The 15,333-nt window shown below is 43.1% G+C and carries 16 protein-coding genes; 12 read left to right on the top strand and 4 right to left on the bottom strand.

Going from position 1 to position 15,333, the window contains the following annotated elements:
- Nucleotides 1–56: 56 nt before the first annotated feature.
- Genes FHW88_RS13860 through FHW88_RS13850 form a run of 3 tightly spaced genes read left to right on the top strand, consistent with a single transcriptional unit; the run spans nucleotide 57 to nucleotide 2,395 of the window.
- Complete coding sequence (locus tag FHW88_RS13860; protein ID WP_176626135.1) at nucleotides 57–311, top strand: type II toxin-antitoxin system Phd/YefM family antitoxin; 255 nt, start codon at nucleotides 57–59, stop codon at nucleotides 309–311.
- Nucleotides 308–562 carry a Txe/YoeB family addiction module toxin gene (locus FHW88_RS13855; protein ID WP_176626133.1) on the top strand — a complete coding sequence of 85 codons (255 nt, stop codon included), beginning with the start codon at nucleotides 308–310 and terminating at the stop codon, nucleotides 560–562. Before FHW88_RS13860 ends, FHW88_RS13855 begins: the two co-directional genes overlap by 4 nt.
- Nucleotides 563–607: 45 nt before the next feature.
- Nucleotides 608–2,395, top strand: coding sequence for a DUF885 domain-containing protein (locus FHW88_RS13850; RefSeq protein ID WP_090532544.1), 1,788 nt, complete (start codon nucleotides 608–610; stop codon nucleotides 2,393–2,395).
- Nucleotides 2,396–2,755: 360 nt separating this feature from the next.
- On the opposite strand, the gene FHW88_RS13845 is transcribed toward FHW88_RS13850, so the two are convergent.
- A complete protein-coding gene (locus FHW88_RS13845) occupies nucleotides 2,756–3,640 on the bottom strand; it encodes a UbiA family prenyltransferase (RefSeq protein WP_090532542.1) in 885 nt (294 codons plus the stop codon).
- Between the two features lie 130 nt (nucleotides 3,641–3,770).
- Between FHW88_RS13845 and FHW88_RS13840 the strand changes: the two genes are divergently transcribed.
- The 8 genes from FHW88_RS13840 to FHW88_RS13805 are packed head-to-tail and all read left to right on the top strand — an operon-like array spanning nucleotide 3,771 to nucleotide 10,851.
- Entirely contained in the window at nucleotides 3,771–4,298 is a 528-nt protein-coding gene (locus FHW88_RS13840) for a YceI family protein (RefSeq protein ID WP_176626131.1), read from the top strand.
- A gap of 18 nt (nucleotides 4,299–4,316) precedes the next feature.
- Nucleotides 4,317–5,426, top strand: a complete 1,110-nt coding sequence (locus tag FHW88_RS13835) for a type III polyketide synthase (protein ID WP_176626129.1) — start codon at nucleotides 4,317–4,319, stop codon at nucleotides 5,424–5,426.
- A 6-nt stretch (nucleotides 5,427–5,432) separates the two neighbouring features.
- Nucleotides 5,433–6,557, top strand: a complete 1,125-nt coding sequence (locus tag FHW88_RS13830) for an NAD(P)/FAD-dependent oxidoreductase (protein ID WP_176626127.1) — start codon at nucleotides 5,433–5,435, stop codon at nucleotides 6,555–6,557.
- Between the two features lie 18 nt (nucleotides 6,558–6,575).
- On the top strand, nucleotides 6,576–7,274 hold the full coding sequence (locus FHW88_RS13825) for a methyltransferase domain-containing protein (protein ID WP_176626125.1): 699 nt from the start codon (nucleotides 6,576–6,578) through the stop codon (nucleotides 7,272–7,274).
- Nucleotides 7,275–7,283: 9 nt separating this feature from the next.
- Nucleotides 7,284–8,348, top strand: a complete 1,065-nt coding sequence (locus FHW88_RS13820) for a sensor histidine kinase (RefSeq protein WP_091169237.1) — start codon at nucleotides 7,284–7,286, stop codon at nucleotides 8,346–8,348.
- A 48-nt stretch (nucleotides 8,349–8,396) separates the two neighbouring features.
- On the top strand, nucleotides 8,397–9,047 hold the full coding sequence (locus FHW88_RS13815) for a DUF47 domain-containing protein (RefSeq protein WP_090532530.1): 651 nt from the start codon (nucleotides 8,397–8,399) through the stop codon (nucleotides 9,045–9,047).
- A gap of 21 nt (nucleotides 9,048–9,068) precedes the next feature.
- On the top strand, nucleotides 9,069–10,079 hold the full coding sequence (locus FHW88_RS13810; RefSeq protein ID WP_090532528.1) for an inorganic phosphate transporter: 1,011 nt from the start codon (nucleotides 9,069–9,071) through the stop codon (nucleotides 10,077–10,079).
- Between the two features lie 34 nt (nucleotides 10,080–10,113).
- Nucleotides 10,114–10,851 carry a DUF4197 domain-containing protein gene (locus tag FHW88_RS13805; RefSeq protein ID WP_176626123.1) on the top strand — a complete coding sequence of 246 codons (738 nt, stop codon included), beginning with the start codon at nucleotides 10,114–10,116 and terminating at the stop codon, nucleotides 10,849–10,851.
- A gap of 70 nt (nucleotides 10,852–10,921) precedes the next feature.
- On the opposite strand, the gene FHW88_RS13800 is transcribed toward FHW88_RS13805, so the two are convergent.
- The 3 genes from FHW88_RS13800 to FHW88_RS13790 all read right to left on the bottom strand — a co-directional run bounded on the left by FHW88_RS13800 (nucleotide 10,922) and on the right by FHW88_RS13790 (nucleotide 14,668).
- Nucleotides 10,922–12,289 (bottom strand): carboxypeptidase-like regulatory domain-containing protein, encoded by a 1,368-nt coding sequence (locus FHW88_RS13800; RefSeq protein ID WP_176626121.1) that lies wholly within the window; start codon nucleotides 12,287–12,289, stop codon nucleotides 10,922–10,924.
- Nucleotides 12,290–12,305: 16 nt separating this feature from the next.
- Complete coding sequence (locus FHW88_RS13795) at nucleotides 12,306–12,875, bottom strand: RNA polymerase sigma factor (protein ID WP_176626119.1); 570 nt, start codon at nucleotides 12,873–12,875, stop codon at nucleotides 12,306–12,308.
- Nucleotides 12,876–13,102: 227 nt separating this feature from the next.
- On the bottom strand, nucleotides 13,103–14,668 hold the full coding sequence (locus FHW88_RS13790) for a M28 family metallopeptidase (protein WP_176626117.1): 1,566 nt from the start codon (nucleotides 14,666–14,668) through the stop codon (nucleotides 13,103–13,105).
- Between the two features lie 201 nt (nucleotides 14,669–14,869).
- Between FHW88_RS13790 and FHW88_RS13785 the strand changes: the two genes are divergently transcribed.
- Nucleotides 14,870–15,277, top strand: a complete 408-nt coding sequence (locus FHW88_RS13785) for a hypothetical protein (RefSeq protein WP_090532520.1) — start codon at nucleotides 14,870–14,872, stop codon at nucleotides 15,275–15,277.
- Nucleotides 15,278–15,333 lie beyond the last annotated feature (56 nt).

Here is a 15,333-nt window from a genome sequence, read left to right as displayed (position 1 = left end):
GTACAGAAACTTGTACATGTTGTTTTGGTTTTATACCTTTATAAAAACTAATTTGAATGGAGATCACAACTTACACTGCCTTCAGGCAGCAACTAAAATCTTTTTTAGATAAGGTGCGTAATGATCATAAACCTCTTATAGTGACCAGTGCTAATGCCGAAGATATTGTGGTAATATCAAAAGCTGACTATGAAAGCATGGAAGAAACTTTCTATCTTTTAAAGAGTCCTAAAAATGCAGAAAGATTACTTCATGGTATCCAGGAATATGAAAAAGGTTTAGGTCAGGAAAGAAAGCTAATTGAAGAGTGAAGATAATTTTCCAAAATCCTGCATGGGAGGATTACCTTTATTGGCAAACCACAGATAAATTAACTTTAAAAAAAATTAACTCCCTCATAAAAGAGATAGAACGAACTCCATATGAAGGAAGTGGAAAGCCCGAACCTTTAAAACATAATTTAGCTGGCTGGTGGTCGCGCCGGATAAATCTCGAACACAGGCTAATTTACAGAGTAGAAGCAGACGCGATATTTATTCTGCAATGCAGATATCATTATTGATTATATTTTCCCTTTCCGTAGCTTTATCGTTTAAACAACACCCTCATGAAAAAAATACTACTCATGCTATTCATAGCAGGTTCGTTTGCAGCCTGTAATCAACCTAAATCAACAGACACCGCCAGCGGCATTCCAGCCAATAAGGATCTCGCCAAAGTTTTTGAAGATTATTTTCAGGACGGCTTAAAACTTTACCCGCTTAATGCAACCTACATTGGCGACAGGCGCTATAATGACTTGCTACCTAACGATGGCTCTGCTGAGTTTTTGAAAAAGGCGCATGATTATAACTCGGTTTACTTGTCGAAAGTGAAAAACTTTGACCGCGCAGAACTGAACGAAGACGATAGGCTATCATACGATATATTTACCTACGAGGTGCAACTGGCCCTTGATAATTTCAAGTATCATTTTGAGTACATGCCTTTTAACCAGTTTTATGCCCTGCCAATTACCATGGGGCAGCTGGGCTCGGGCTCTGGCGCGCAGCCCTTTAAAACGGTTGTTGATTATAACGACTGGCTGAAACGTTTATCTGCTTTCCAGATCTGGGCGGATACCGCCATCTCCAATTTTAACAAAGGCATCAAAACAGGCGTAGTGCTGCCAAAATCGTTAGTTGTTAAAATGATTCCCGAAATGCAAGATCTGGTATCAAAAGATGTAGAAAAAAGCCTGTTCTACGGACCTGTTAAGAATATGCCGAAGGATTTTTCGGACGCTGATAAAAAACAGCTGACGGAGGCTTATAAAAAAGCGATAACTACCATAGTTAACCCAACCTACCAAAAACTGGCCGATTACCTGAAAAATCAATACCTGCCCCACGCACGTGCAACCTCGGGTTTTTCATCCCTGCCGGATGGTACTGCTAAATACACCTATTTAGTTAAACAACAAACTACTACCGATAAAACTCCGGAAGAAATTTACCAATTGGGTTTGAAAGAAGTTGCCCGGATCCGTGGCTTAATGGATAGCATCAAAACCAGTGTTGGCTTTAAGGGCGATTTGAAGGCGTTTTTTGAATACATGAAAACCGACCCTAAGTTTACTCCTTACAAAACCCCGAAGGATGTACTTGATGCTTTTGAAAACATTCACAAACGCATGGAGCCAAACCTGAAAAAAATGTTTAACCATGTGCCTAAAACCCCTTTCGAGATCAGGCAAACCGAAGCCTTCCGCGCGGCATCGGCCAGTGCCGAATATAACCAGGGTTCGGCAGATGGTACCCGTCCCGGTATTTTTTACGTGCCGATATTAGATGCCACCAAGTTTAACACCACATCGGGCATGGAATCGTTGTTTTTGCATGAAGCAATTCCTGGTCACCATTATCAGATTTCGTTAACCCAGGAAAACGCTTCATTGCCAAAATTCCGTCGCTTTGATGGCGGGGAAACAGCCTATGTAGAAGGCTGGGCGCTGTATTGCGAATCATTAGGTAAAGAGCTTGGCTTATACACCGATCCGTACCAGTATATGGGCGCGTTAGGCGATGAGATTCACCGTGCCATCCGTTTGGTGGTTGACGTAGCCATCCACACCAAAGGAATGACCCGTGAGCAGGCTATTAAATATATGATGGATAACGAAGCTATCAGTGAGCAAGGTGCAACTGCCGAAATTGAACGTTATATGGCTATCCCCGGCCAGGCATTGAGCTACAAAATAGGCGCACTCAAAATCCGCGAACTGCGTACCAAATATGAAAAACAGTTAGGCAGCAAGTTCAATATCGCCGAATTTCATGACCAGGTGTTAAAAGATGGCGCTATGCCAATGGCGGTTTTTGAGGCTAAAATGGATGCCTGGGCTGCGAAGAAGTAAAAAGAAAATTGCTATAATACAATGCGTCATTGCACGAAGGAATCCCCGACCTACAGAGCGAATCTGCATAGTTTGGGATTGCTTCGTGCCTTATAATGACGTGATTGTAAGTTATTGATTATTAAGTATATTTTTCTTGATGGATTTTATAACATGGGCGTTGCCTACGGCCCGGGCTTTCCGTTGCAAGTCCTCGCCTTTCCCGCCCGCAACCCCATTGCGCGCTCCGGGCTTTACACTGCAATCCCTAACGCGGCCCACGCGCAACACCGTTAAAATATATTTTACATGTCATTGCTTTTTTTTAGGGTTTCCCTGATGGGTACTCGCAATGACGCGTTTAGTTTTTAGATCTATCTATCAACTAAACACCGCCAGCACTCCGAAATAAACCAGCATACAACCCGAGCTGATGAAATTCATACGCATGGCGTTTTTAAAATTAGCGTTGGCTGTCGATCGCCCTACTTTATAAAACCAATAATTAAAAAAGAAAAATATTGGCGCGGCGCATACTATAAAGAAATAAAAGTTAAGCATCATCCCAGCCAGGTGCCAATACCAGTAAGAAAGGGCTATCCCCGCGGCAAACAATACGCCCGAAAAAATAAAGGAGCCTTTGTAGCCTAAAACGATACTAAGCGTTTTATCGCCCCGCCTGCTGTCTTCTTCATGCTGATAAACCTGGGTTAAGGGGTATGATGCCCCAATGAGGCAGGAGCTGATAGCCCCCGGAATAATCAGGCCTAAATCCCAATGACCAAACAGGCTCGTACCGGTCAAAGCGGTATAGGTGGTGTAATAAATAAAACATCCCTGGAAAATAAACACCGTTAAAAAACTGATAATCGGATATTTTTTTAACCGGGTAGCAGGATGGCTGTATAATTTTGACATAATGCCATAAATGAGCACCGCAAAGGCAAACTCCCAGCTAATGATAAAGCCAAGCAAAAACGCAATAACCTCCAGCAGAATGGAAAAATAATACAGGCTGAGATCCACTTCGGGCGGTTTGGCTAACAGGGCAATGCTATCTTCATCCTTATCAAAATAACTGTTATAGCCATTGCTGGCCGGGAAAGCAAGGAAATGCCATATAAAAAATACAAGTACGGCTGTTGAAGCTTTCACCACATCGGCCTGGCTAAAGGCAAACAGGTACACCGGCAGCAAAAAAACAGAAAACACAAACCTTAAATGCGCAAATGCCGACCGGGTAGGGATAAATTGTTTAAACTTCATGGCGTGTTTTTACATTATAATTACTGCCGGAGGCAACATCAGGTTGCCTGATTATGGTTATAAACATACAACCTTAAGTACAAAATTCCTTCAGTATAAATTATTATGTTTGAAACAGCGTTAATGTAACATGAATAAGAAAATTTATATAGTTGTACTTTTAATTTTCGCGACGACAGCGGGCTTCGCGCAAACAGTATCTAAATCAGATATCAGCTTTAAGATTAAAAACCTTGGCTTTAATGTTGGCGGCACCTTCGGCGGTTTGCAGGCCGATATTAAATTTAAGCCTAATGACCTGGAGGGCAGCTCTATTGAAGCGTCAGTGTTATCCAACACTGTTAATACCGATAACGAAAGCCGTGATAAGCATCTTAAAAGCGAAGATTATTTTGACGTAATTAAATATCCAAAGATCACGCTAAAGTCAGTTTCCTTTAAACGTAAAAGCGGGAGCAACTATACCGGCAATTTTAACGTAACTATAAGAGATAAAACAAAGTTGATTGAAGTACCTTTTACGTATACGGAATCAGGTAATACAGCACAACTGAAAGGAAACTTTATGATTTTGAGGACAGATTTTGGCATAGGCGGCAAAAACCTGATCCTTTCAAATGAGGCCAATGTTTCGGTTGAGGCGGAGATCAGCAAATAAAACACTTAATCATTTTTAATGGAGAGTTGCATCAGTGCTATCGGGATAGCAAATCCCGCCAATCGTATTGCCCAGCAGGATATTTACCATTTCATGGCTAACGCCTTTGGGCTGGATGCAACCAATGCAGCAAGATTAAAGGGGATTTATGACCATTCGGGAATTGATTACCGTTATTCGGTGATCCCCGATTTTGGCTACCGTGATCCTGCCGATTTTACTTTTTTTGAGCAATCGGCGGGGCTCGAGCCGTTCCCCGATACCCAAAAACGTTTAAAGTTTTACGAAAAGGAAGCCATCGCCATTGCGGTAAATGCCGCAAAAAACTGTCTTCAAAAATTTGGAGATGACATTACCGGCAGCGTCACACACCTGGTAACCATTAGCTGTACGGGTATGCACGCACCTGGGATTGATATCGAACTTGTGGACCGGCTGCAGCTAAACCGCGATACCGAACGTACCTGCATCAACTTTATGGGCTGCTACGGTGCCATAAACGGCCTCAAAGTAGCCGACTATATCTGCCGCGCCGATGCGGGCGCCAAAGTGCTTGTTGTTAGTGTAGAGCTTTGTACGCTCCATTTTCAAAAAGTGAATACGCTGGATAACTGGGTTGCCAATTCGCTATTTTCAGATGGGGCTGCTGCCGTTTTGGTCGAAAATACGGCCAATCGTTTAGGCAGCGGCAATTACTTTTTACTCAAAAACTTCTATTCAGAATTTGTTACTGAAGCACGTAATGAGATGGGTTGGTATGTGGGCAACACAGGTTTTGAAATGAAACTCACCTCCAAGGTATCCAAGCAAATTAAGAAACATATCAAATCACTTACCCAGCGCTTTTTGCAAAAGGCCAAAACTAAGATGGATGATATTACTGCTTATGCTGTTCACCCCGGCGGGCGCACCATTTTAGAAGCAGTGGAAGACGCCCTGGAATTACCTGAAGAAAGCAACGCCTTTGCTTACCAGGTTTTGCAGGAGTACGGTAATATGTCGTCGGCCACAATTTTGTTTGTACTGGATAAAATGCTGAAGGCAGGTAACCTGGTCGATCAAAAGATCCTGAGTTTTGCCTTCGGTCCGGGTTTAACCGTTGAAGGGATGATACTTGAAATGCATTAAGCCATCATGAGCGATGTAATTGTAATTGGCGGGAGCCTGGCCGGGTTGTTTAACGCCATATTGTTGAACGGTGCCGGTCTGAAGGTTACAGTTATTGAAAAAAAGACTTACCCCATGCACCGCGTTTGTGGTGAATATATCTCGAACGAGGTGATCCCTTTTTTGTCTTCGTTGGGCATCGACCTTGATGAACTAAACGTTGCCCGGATCAACAGGCTGGAGGTAACAGCAGCATCTGGTACCAAACTTTCGCAAAAGCTTGACCTGGGCGGTTTTGGTTTAAGCAGGTTTACTTTCGATAATTTTCTGTACCAAAAAGCCCTCGCCGAAGGAGTTGATATTTTAACAGGCACACGGGTGGAGGATATTCGTTTTGCTGGCGAAAAATTTGAAGTGGTAACTCCCGGCGAAACATTAACAGCCCCGTTGGCTATCGGCTCGTTTGGTAAACGATCCAACCTCGATCAAAAACTTAAACGACCGTTCTTTTATAAACGCAGCCCATACCTGGCCGTAAAATTCCATTTGCAGATGGATTTCCCACAGGACCTCATCCAGCTTAATAATTATAAAGACGGCTATTGTGGGGTAAGCAAAACCGATGGCGACAGGTATTGCATGTGCTATATGGCCCATCGTGATGACCTGCGCAAGTATGGTACTTTACAGGCTTTAGAAGAGAACGTGATCCGCAAAAACCCTTACCTCGATGAGATCTTTCGTAACGCCAGGTTTTTACTGGATAAACCTGAAGTGATCAACGAAATCTCCTTTGAGAAAAAAGCGCCTGTTGATAATCATATCCTGATGAGCGGAGACACCGCCGGGATGATAGCCCCACTTTGCGGTAACGGCATGACCATGGCCATTCATTCGGCCAAAATCCTTTCCGAAAAGATCATTACACACTATAAACCGGGCAGCTTTAATCCTGAAAAGCGCGCCAGCCTTGAGCAGGATTATGCCCAAAGCTGGAACAAACAGTTTGCGCAAAGGCTTTGGGTTGGCCGGCAGTTACAGCGTTTGTTTGGCAACGATAACATGACGGCCCTTACTTTAAATACGCTCAATCACCTGCCTTCTGTTGCACAATACCTGATAAGTAAAACTCACGGCCAACCATTTGTATAGTTCAGGCGTATATATTATATGCCCGATTTAAGTTACCGTACCGATATGCTGGAGATCATGGATGATTTTGATCTCCCATCAGCCGAAATAACCCCTGTGCTTGAAGGCCTGGGGAAGATGAACGCGCTATTCGGTGGCCATAAAAGCATCATCAACGCATTGAAAAAATTTGCGGTAAGTAATAATTATGCGGTAAGCGATTGGGGGTGTGGCGGGGGCGATGCCTTGATAGCTATTGCAAAATGGGCTGAAGAAAAGAAAATACACCTTAAACTAAACGGTATTGATGCAGCGCCAACGGCAGTAAATTACGCACGGCAACAGGCCTCCGGATATAAAAACATCAGCTTTACCCGGGCCGATGTTATTGACGAGGTATACCTCATTAAACCGGCCGATATAATTATATGCAGTTTGTTCACTCATCATTTTGATGATGAACGCTGGATAACGCTTATTCAAAATATGCACACATCGGCACAAAAAGGAATTATCATTACCGACCTGCACCGTCACTGGCTTTTATACCATGCCATAGTGTTTATAACCCGTGTTTTTACCCGTAATGCCATGGCCCGTAACGATGGTCCGCTTTCGGTTAAGCGCGGTTTTAAAAGGCACGAATTGTTGGCATTATTGAAAAAAGCACAAATTGATAACTTTAAATTAACATGGCGCTGGCCTTTCAGGTGGGAGTTAATCATCTATAAATCGTAGCTTTACGCTATGAATTTGCGTGTACTGGTTTTAACAACCTCGCTTGGCGTGGCAATTACGCTCTCGGCCGTTAATTTTTATTTTCAGCATAAATGGTACGATGTAATGGTTACTTTCTCGGTGGCCCTTGGTGTAAGTTACTTCGTTTTTTACTACCTCATCGAAAAATATATTTACTCCCGTATCAAGTTAATTTATAAACTGATCCATAACCTGAAATTAGGCCGCGACCTCAGGGATGCCCTTGGCGAACATGTAAGCGCCAATCCCATTGCCGATGTAGAGCAGGAGGTAAAGGAATGGGCCAAACAGAAAAAGACCGAGATAGACGAACTTCGCAAACAGGAAAAATTTCGCCGTGATTTTTTATCCAATATCTCGCACGAGTTTAAAACCCCGTTATTTGCTATCCAGGGTTACATTGAAGCCTTGCAGGATGATGATTTTGACGACAAGGAAATGGCCCGCCAGTTTTTGGAAAAAGCTTCAAAAAATGTTGACCGGCTAAGTTACCTGATCAAAGACCTTGATGAAATTTCCAAACTTGAATCGGGCGAGATGCCTATCAATTATACTAAATTCAAGATCAACGACCTGATCAAAGAGGTTTTTGAATCATTGGAGATCAAAGGCAAGCAGTACCACATCAAACTTATATTTAAGCAAAAGTATGATGAGCCTATTGTGGTGAATGCCGACAGGGAAAAAATAAGACAGGTGCTCGTGAACCTGATAGATAATTCGTTTAAGTACGGTAAAGAAGAAGGCAGCACTTCGGTAAGCCTTTTTGTACTGCACGACCAGGTTTTGGTTGAAGTTACCGACGATGGTATAGGTATTGAAGAAAAGTTTTTGCCAAGGTTATTTGAGCGTTTTTTTCGTACAGACAGCAGCCGTTCAAGGCAAATTGGTGGCTCCGGGCTGGGGCTTGCTATTGTAAAGCATATTATTGAAGCCCATCAGCAAACCATCAATGTGCGCAGTACAGAAGGGCTTGGTTCAACCTTTGGTTTTACCTTGGCAAGGGCCAAGCAAACCATTCCTTTCCCGAATTTACCTGTGTTAAAAAGTTAACAATAATTTAACATACTAACTGTACCTTTACACCAATTTCAAATCACTATGTCGCTAAACAGTATATTCCAGTATTTTGTACCCAAGGATAAAAAAATATTCTTCCCGCTGTTTGAACAAGCCGCGGCCAATGTTGTAGCTATGGCTACCATACTGGTTGAAGCAGTTAACTCAAACAACCCTGCAACCCGCGAGGATTTATATAAACAGATTGACAAGCTTGAAAACAAAGGCGACGAATATACTCACCAGATTTACCTGGAGCTTGGCAAAAACTTCATTACGCCTTTTGACCGTGAAGATATCCATGCCCTTGCAACAGCTATTGATGATGTGGCCGACTATATACAGGGTGCGGCCAACCGCATGAGCCTGTACAGGATAGATGATTTGAATGAGCATATCCGTAAGCTATCTGACCTGATACTGCAGGCCAGTGTTGATTTGGAAAAAGCTGTAAAAGAACTGAAAGACCTTAGGAATGTGCGTAATATCGCCGATTCATGCATCAGGATAAACAGTGTTGAAAACCAGGCCGATTATGTTTTTGACCGCGCTGTAGCCGACTTGTTCCTGTATGAAAAAGATGCTATCCGCCTTATCAAATACAAAGAAATATTAGCCGCTCTTGAAACCGCTACCGATATGTGCGAAGACGCAGCTAATGTTATGGAGTCAATCTTAGTTAAAAACGCTTAAGTAAATCTTATCCCCAGCTAAATGGTTACTTCCCTACTTGTAGTTATTGTTGTACTCGCCCTGTTGTTTGATTACACCAATGGCTTTCATGATGCCGCAAACTCTATAGCTACCATTGTATCTACCAAAGTATTAACACCGTTTCAGGCAGTGTTAATGGCCGCGGTATTCAACTTTGCAGCTTACTTTTTTATAAAAGATCATAAGGTTGCCAATACCGTATCTAAAATTGTATTGGAGCACTATGTTACCCTGCATGTGATCCTGGCTGGTTTGGTAGCCGCCATCACCTGGAACCTGTTTACATGGTGGTTCGGAATCCCGTCAAGCTCGTCGCATACCCTTATTGGGGGCTTTGCAGGTGCAGGTATGACTAATGCACTTTATATGGGCGCCAACGCCCTGCATGCTGTTGAAATGCAATATGTGCTTAAAATCGTTGCCTACATCGTACTTGCCCCGTTTATTGGTTTAATTATAGCTTATGTTGTAACCATTTTAATACTCCACCTGTGCAAAGCTGCCAGACCAGCCACTGCCGAGCGCTGGTTTAAACGCATGCAGTTAGTATCGTCGGCAGCTCTGAGTTTTGCTCACGGTGGTAACGATGCTCAAAAAGTAATGGGGATCCTGTACGTAAGCCTTATTGCTTCAAAAGTGATAAAGCCAGGCTCAGTAATGCCGGAGTGGATCCCTTTAGCTTGTTACTCAGCTATTGCTGCAGGCACCATGTCGGGTGGTTGGAAGATCGTTAAAACCATGGGCTCAAAAATAACCAAGGTTACCCCGCTTGAAGGTGTAAGTGCCGAAACTGCTGGTGCTATCACCCTGTTTATTACCGAGCGTTTCGGGATTCCGGTTTCAACAACACATACTATTACCGGCTCAATTATAGGTGTGGGTTTAACTAAACGAGTATCGGCCGTGCGCTGGGGCGTAACCATTAACCTGGTTTGGGCCTGGATCATTACCATACCTATTTCGGCACTGATTGCCGCCGGTGTATTTGCATTATTACATTTCTTTGCCTAAACAAACCGGTAGTAATTTTGTTAGTTTTACTACTATGAAAACAAGACTACTCATTATCCCCGTCTTAATAGCTTTAATTACATTTACCAGCTGTGATACGCTAAACCAGGTAGCTAATGCCACTATTCAAAACCAGGGAACACCAACGTCGCTTGAAATAGGCAACGGTTTAAAACAGGCCCTTGAAATAGGCACAGGTAAAAGCTCGGATCAACTATCGGCAGTTAACGGATTTTTTGGCAATGCCGCTATCAAGATCCTTTTTCCGCCCGAAGCGCAAAAGGCTGAGAGAACCTTACGCGGGCTTGGCCTGAACACCCTTTGCGATAATGTAATCCTTTCGCTTAACCGCGCAGCCGAAGATGCTGCAAAACAGGCAAAACCTATTTTTATTGATGCTATTAAGCAAATGACCCTGCAGGATGTTACCAATATTTTATTGGGCAGCCAGGATGCGGCAACACAATACTTTAAACGTACTACTACCGCGAAGCTAAGCCTGCAGTTTAAACCTGTTATCCAGGGCAGTTTAAATAAAGTGAACGCTACCAAATACTATACTGACGCGGCACAAGCCTACAACAAAGTTCCGTTTGTATCAAAGCTTAATCCTGATATCAGCGATTATGTGACCCAAAAAGCCATCGACGGCTTATTTGTAGAGATAGCCAAAGAAGAGCTTAACATTCGTCAAAATCTTGGTGCGCGTACAACGCCTTTATTGCAAAAAGTATTCGCTTTTGCTGATAGGAAAAAAACTACCGGACAATAAAATAGATAGAAAAAGAAATACAAAAAGGCTGCGTCGAATCTTATTCAACGCAGCCTTTTTATTGGGCATATTATTTTTGCTTTTGGAATTTAACCTTTACAGTAACAACTTCGGGTTTGTTGTTAGTACTGCCAACCCATGAGGGGCCATTCTTTATAAGCTCTATGGCTTTTTGATCGGCCGCTTCATTCAGGCCTTTTTTAATACTAAACTCATCTGTGATGCCGCTCGGGAATACCGTAAATGTTACGGTCACGGTGCCGGCAGTACCATCAGGCAGTACGGCATTAGTTTGTAAATATTTTTTCAGGCTGCCCCAGCCCAGTTGCGGATGTGCCGCGGTGACACTTACCTCACCGTTGTCATCGTCTTTTTTAGTTACAACCACCTCGCTAAGGGCCCTGGAATCTGGCTTAAGCGCTACTTTAATGCTATCGCCGCGTGTGGCGTTAACCTGCCTCGGCTCATAACCAATATAAACCACATCAAGCGTCGCCTTATCTCCCGGCGAACTAAGTGCGAATTTTCCGTTAACGTCAGTTACCGTGCTCCGGTTGGTGCCTTTGATCCTGATTGCCGCACCAATTAAAGGCGAGCCGTCATCTCTCGAAATAATAGTACCGGCAATGTATAATGATTGTGCCGCCGCTTTATTGCTGCCAAAAATAGTTGCTGGCGAAGATGTAACGCCGTCAACCTTTCCGGGTAATTTAAATTGCAGCGGGGCTTTTGATTTAGCTACGGTAGTATTCGCTCTTAATGCTATCACATCCTGGCTTACTGTATCTTTTTTTGCAATTGGAGCTGTGTATCCTGCTACTATCCGCTCACTTAAATTGCCTTCTTCTTTCAAAACAACTTTATCTTTAGCAGCAGCGGGCGGAGTTGCCGGTACTGCTAAAGGATTGCTGCCCACAGGAGGCGCAACATCATTCGAAGCTGTTTTATTGTCGCCAGCGGAAATTTCCTGCTGATAAAGCGCATTAGCCGATTGCTTTGTCCGTCTTGGTTTTTTATTTACTGCAACTGATGGGGCCTGTATGGGCGTATTGGCATTCGCTTTTTTAACTGTATCGCCGGTCTTTACGGTATCGGCGGCAGCTACCACGGGCGGAATAGAATTTTTGTTTCCTGTTATGTTATTACTTTGCAATTCGGATTTAGGAGATCTGTTAAGATAAAGGCCTCCCAAACTTAGCGTTATTAAAACCGAAGCCGCTATGGGCCAAACGGTCCACGGTATTACACGGCCTTTATTTTCTCCGGTACGCTGCCGCAGTCTTGAGGTAAGGTCAGCAAGGTTTAACTGTTGACTTGTCCCCATGTTTTCATATCCTTCCAATGCATCCATCAAAAAAGGGTCGTTTAGTGCCTCCATTTCCAGCTTATGCATAGCACGGGCATCAAGCTCTCCGTTGAGATACTTCTGTATTTGCAATATATTTGCCTTTTTACTATGCACTGTTCCGTTCGAGGCAAATTTTCAAATTCCTCTTACCGTTTTGGATATAACTCTTTACCTCATTTAAAGTATATCCTGTTATCCCGGCAATTTCTTTATAACACTTCTCTTTTAAATAAAACAGGTGGATACTTTGTTTTTGTCCGCCGGTTAACCCTGCTATGCAGTGCTCCAAAGCTTTCAAAGCCTCTTCCCTGTTATTATCCTCAGGATGCAAAAAGGGGGTAAATTCCACAACTTCATCTAAATTAACCAACTCCATCTTTTTACCACTCCGTAACTGCATCAAGCAATAATTGCGCCCAAGTACATACACCCAACTCCTGAACTGGTTAATCTCATGCTTTTTAACCTTATCAACCAGCTCCTCAAAAATGCCCATTACCGCATCTTTGGCCAGTTCTTCATCTTTCAGATATTTAAGGCAAACGCCATAAACAAGGGGCATATATCTTTCATATAAGCTGCCCAAAACTGTTAGGTTACCGCTTGCGCGATAATCACTAAGTAGTTCTTCGTCTGTTGATTTCCCTAGTTTTTGGGGTTTTATAAATAGGCTCATTAAACATACAAAATTAATTTATTAAAATGGTTTATGGAAATTAACTGCCTGCGGACCATTCTATTTAAGGAAAATAAGCTAATAATGAGGTGTTTTTATATGGATTGGTTCATTCCTGTTATAGACCATGGATACACTAAGTCAAGGCTGGAATAACAATAGCATAAAGCACAAACAAAAAAAGCGATGCTCGGGAGCATCGCTTTTCTATAAATATCGTAACAGTTTTACCTTGCCGGTTGTGGCTTTGGCAGCTCTTTGCGCGGGATCATTTCGGCGCGTTGTGCCGTATGGTAAACAAATGAAGCAATAATGGTAGCGGCTTGTTTCAGGTCGTCTTCAATAAGGCGATCGTAAGTGTCCTGGTTGCTATGGTGTGTACGGGTACCGTAATCTATGGCATCCTGAATAAACTGGAAGCCCGGAATGCCTACAGCATCAAACGACAGGTGGTCGGTACCGCCTGTGTTACGAATGGTAAGTGTAGTAGCGGCAAGGTCCTTAAATGGCTCAAGCCATGCTTTAAAGATAGGTGCCGCTGCCGAATCTCCCTGCAAATACACTCCGCGGATTTTGCCGGTTCCATTATCAAGGTTGTAATAGGCTGAAAGCTTTGCTTGTTCTGGCTTCAGTTCCATGGTCTTAGGATCGCCAAAATGATTGGCCACATATCCACGGGACCCAAATAAGCCCTGCTCTTCCGAACTCCATAAAGCTATGCGAATGGTGCGTTTGGGTTTAAAGTTAATCGCTTTTAAAATACGCATGGCCTCCAGCATTACTGCGCTGCCCGCTGCATTATCGGTAGCACCGGTAGCGGCATGCCATGAATCAAGGTGGCCGCCAAGCATTACTACCTGGTCTTTCAGCTTTTTATCCGTTCCGGGAATTTCAGCGACTACATCATAGCCCTGCAGGTCGTCGGTAATGAATTGGGTTTTAATATCAGCTTCCAGTTGTACCGGCTGGCCACCTTTTATAAGGCGCAAAATGCGCTGGTAATCTTCGCTGCTGGTTTCAAGCTCGGGTGCTACCGCTTTTGCGGTATCGGCGTATGAAGCGCCGTTGGTGGTAAACACAGTACCATCAGTACCGCGGGCCTGGCTTAACACCAAGCCAGCTTTTTCATCAACCAAAAATTGGCTTAATGCAGTCCTGAATGCACGTAATTTACGGAATGCAGCCATTTGGGCGGCGTTGGGGTCTACAGCGTTCCTGCGCGGGCCGGCCGGCGTAGCTTTCGCGTTGGCCATTTCGGTAAGTTCCTCATCGGTATAACGGGCGGCATCCACTTTCCAGGTACGTTCTGTTGGTGCTTTAGTATCAAATATCACGATTTTGCCGGCCAGCTTACCTTTGTATTGCTCAAGCTCTGCTGCCGAATCGGCTTTGATTATCATCACTTCGCCTTTGATCAAGCCATTTGTACCCGGTGTCCATGCTTTAGGGATGGCGATAATTGCATGATAGTAAGGAACCGTGATAGCTGCATAGTTTTTTTGAACCTCCCAGCCTTTGCCAAATTTACCCCAGGCTTCCAACTTAGAGTTGGCCATGCCCCAGGTTTTAAGCTGATTAACAGCCCAGTTTTGGGCGCGCTTTAAGCCCGGAGAATTGGCAAGCCTTGGGCCCGAAACATCTGTAAGATAAAAAGCCGTTTCCATTACCTTTGAATGGTTAAGGCCTTCTTCCCTTATTTTTTGAACCATTGCCGCATCAACAGGTTCCTGTGCAAACGACGGTACTGCAATACCTGCCGTAATTAAACACGAAAAGAGTAGTTTTAATTTCATATACAATAAATAATAAGATCAGTTAATAACAAACCTATTTATTATAAATTAAAATTGGGAATATATTGTGTTAACAAAGTTGTTACACGGGGATTAAGTTAGCTGGTCCAAGTTAATCTTCAGTTAATGGTTAAATTTATGACGAAAGTTTTAGTAACTTAAGTGATTATAAATAATTGATTCCCCACCAAAGAAATAATTATGATAAAAGGAAGAAGTTGTAAAGTAATGCTTGGCTGTGCTTTATATACGACTCTCTCACTTGCTTCCTGTGCAAAGTCAAGTGGTTTTTATATTGACGTTAAAAAAGATGCTATAGTTTCATGCAATGGGGAGAGCTTAAATGAGATGTCACTGGAAGATGATTCAAGCAGTGTAACGCTACGGAGTTCCGAATCTGTTATATACTTCAATAAAAAGAATCTTGGACTTGCTGCTCAAATGGACTTTAATGGAGAGGTCATTAATGATTTTGATTTAAAACTCAAGCCAAAATGCGCTTATAAACTACGTAAACATATGGGCTATGATAGAGGGGCTTTCTCCGCTACGTTCAAAACCGATAGCTTAGGAAATATTATTATGACATCAAATGCCAATTGTCGATAATTTATTAACGGATCGAGGCTCAAGGACAGCCAAAACTCGACCAGTCCCGGAGTCCT

The sequence above is a fragment of the Mucilaginibacter sp. SG538B genome (assembly GCF_013376065.1).
Taxonomy (GTDB): Bacteria; Bacteroidota; Bacteroidia; order Sphingobacteriales; family Sphingobacteriaceae; genus Mucilaginibacter; species Mucilaginibacter rubeus.
This window is presented reverse-complemented; position numbering and strand designations above follow the sequence as displayed.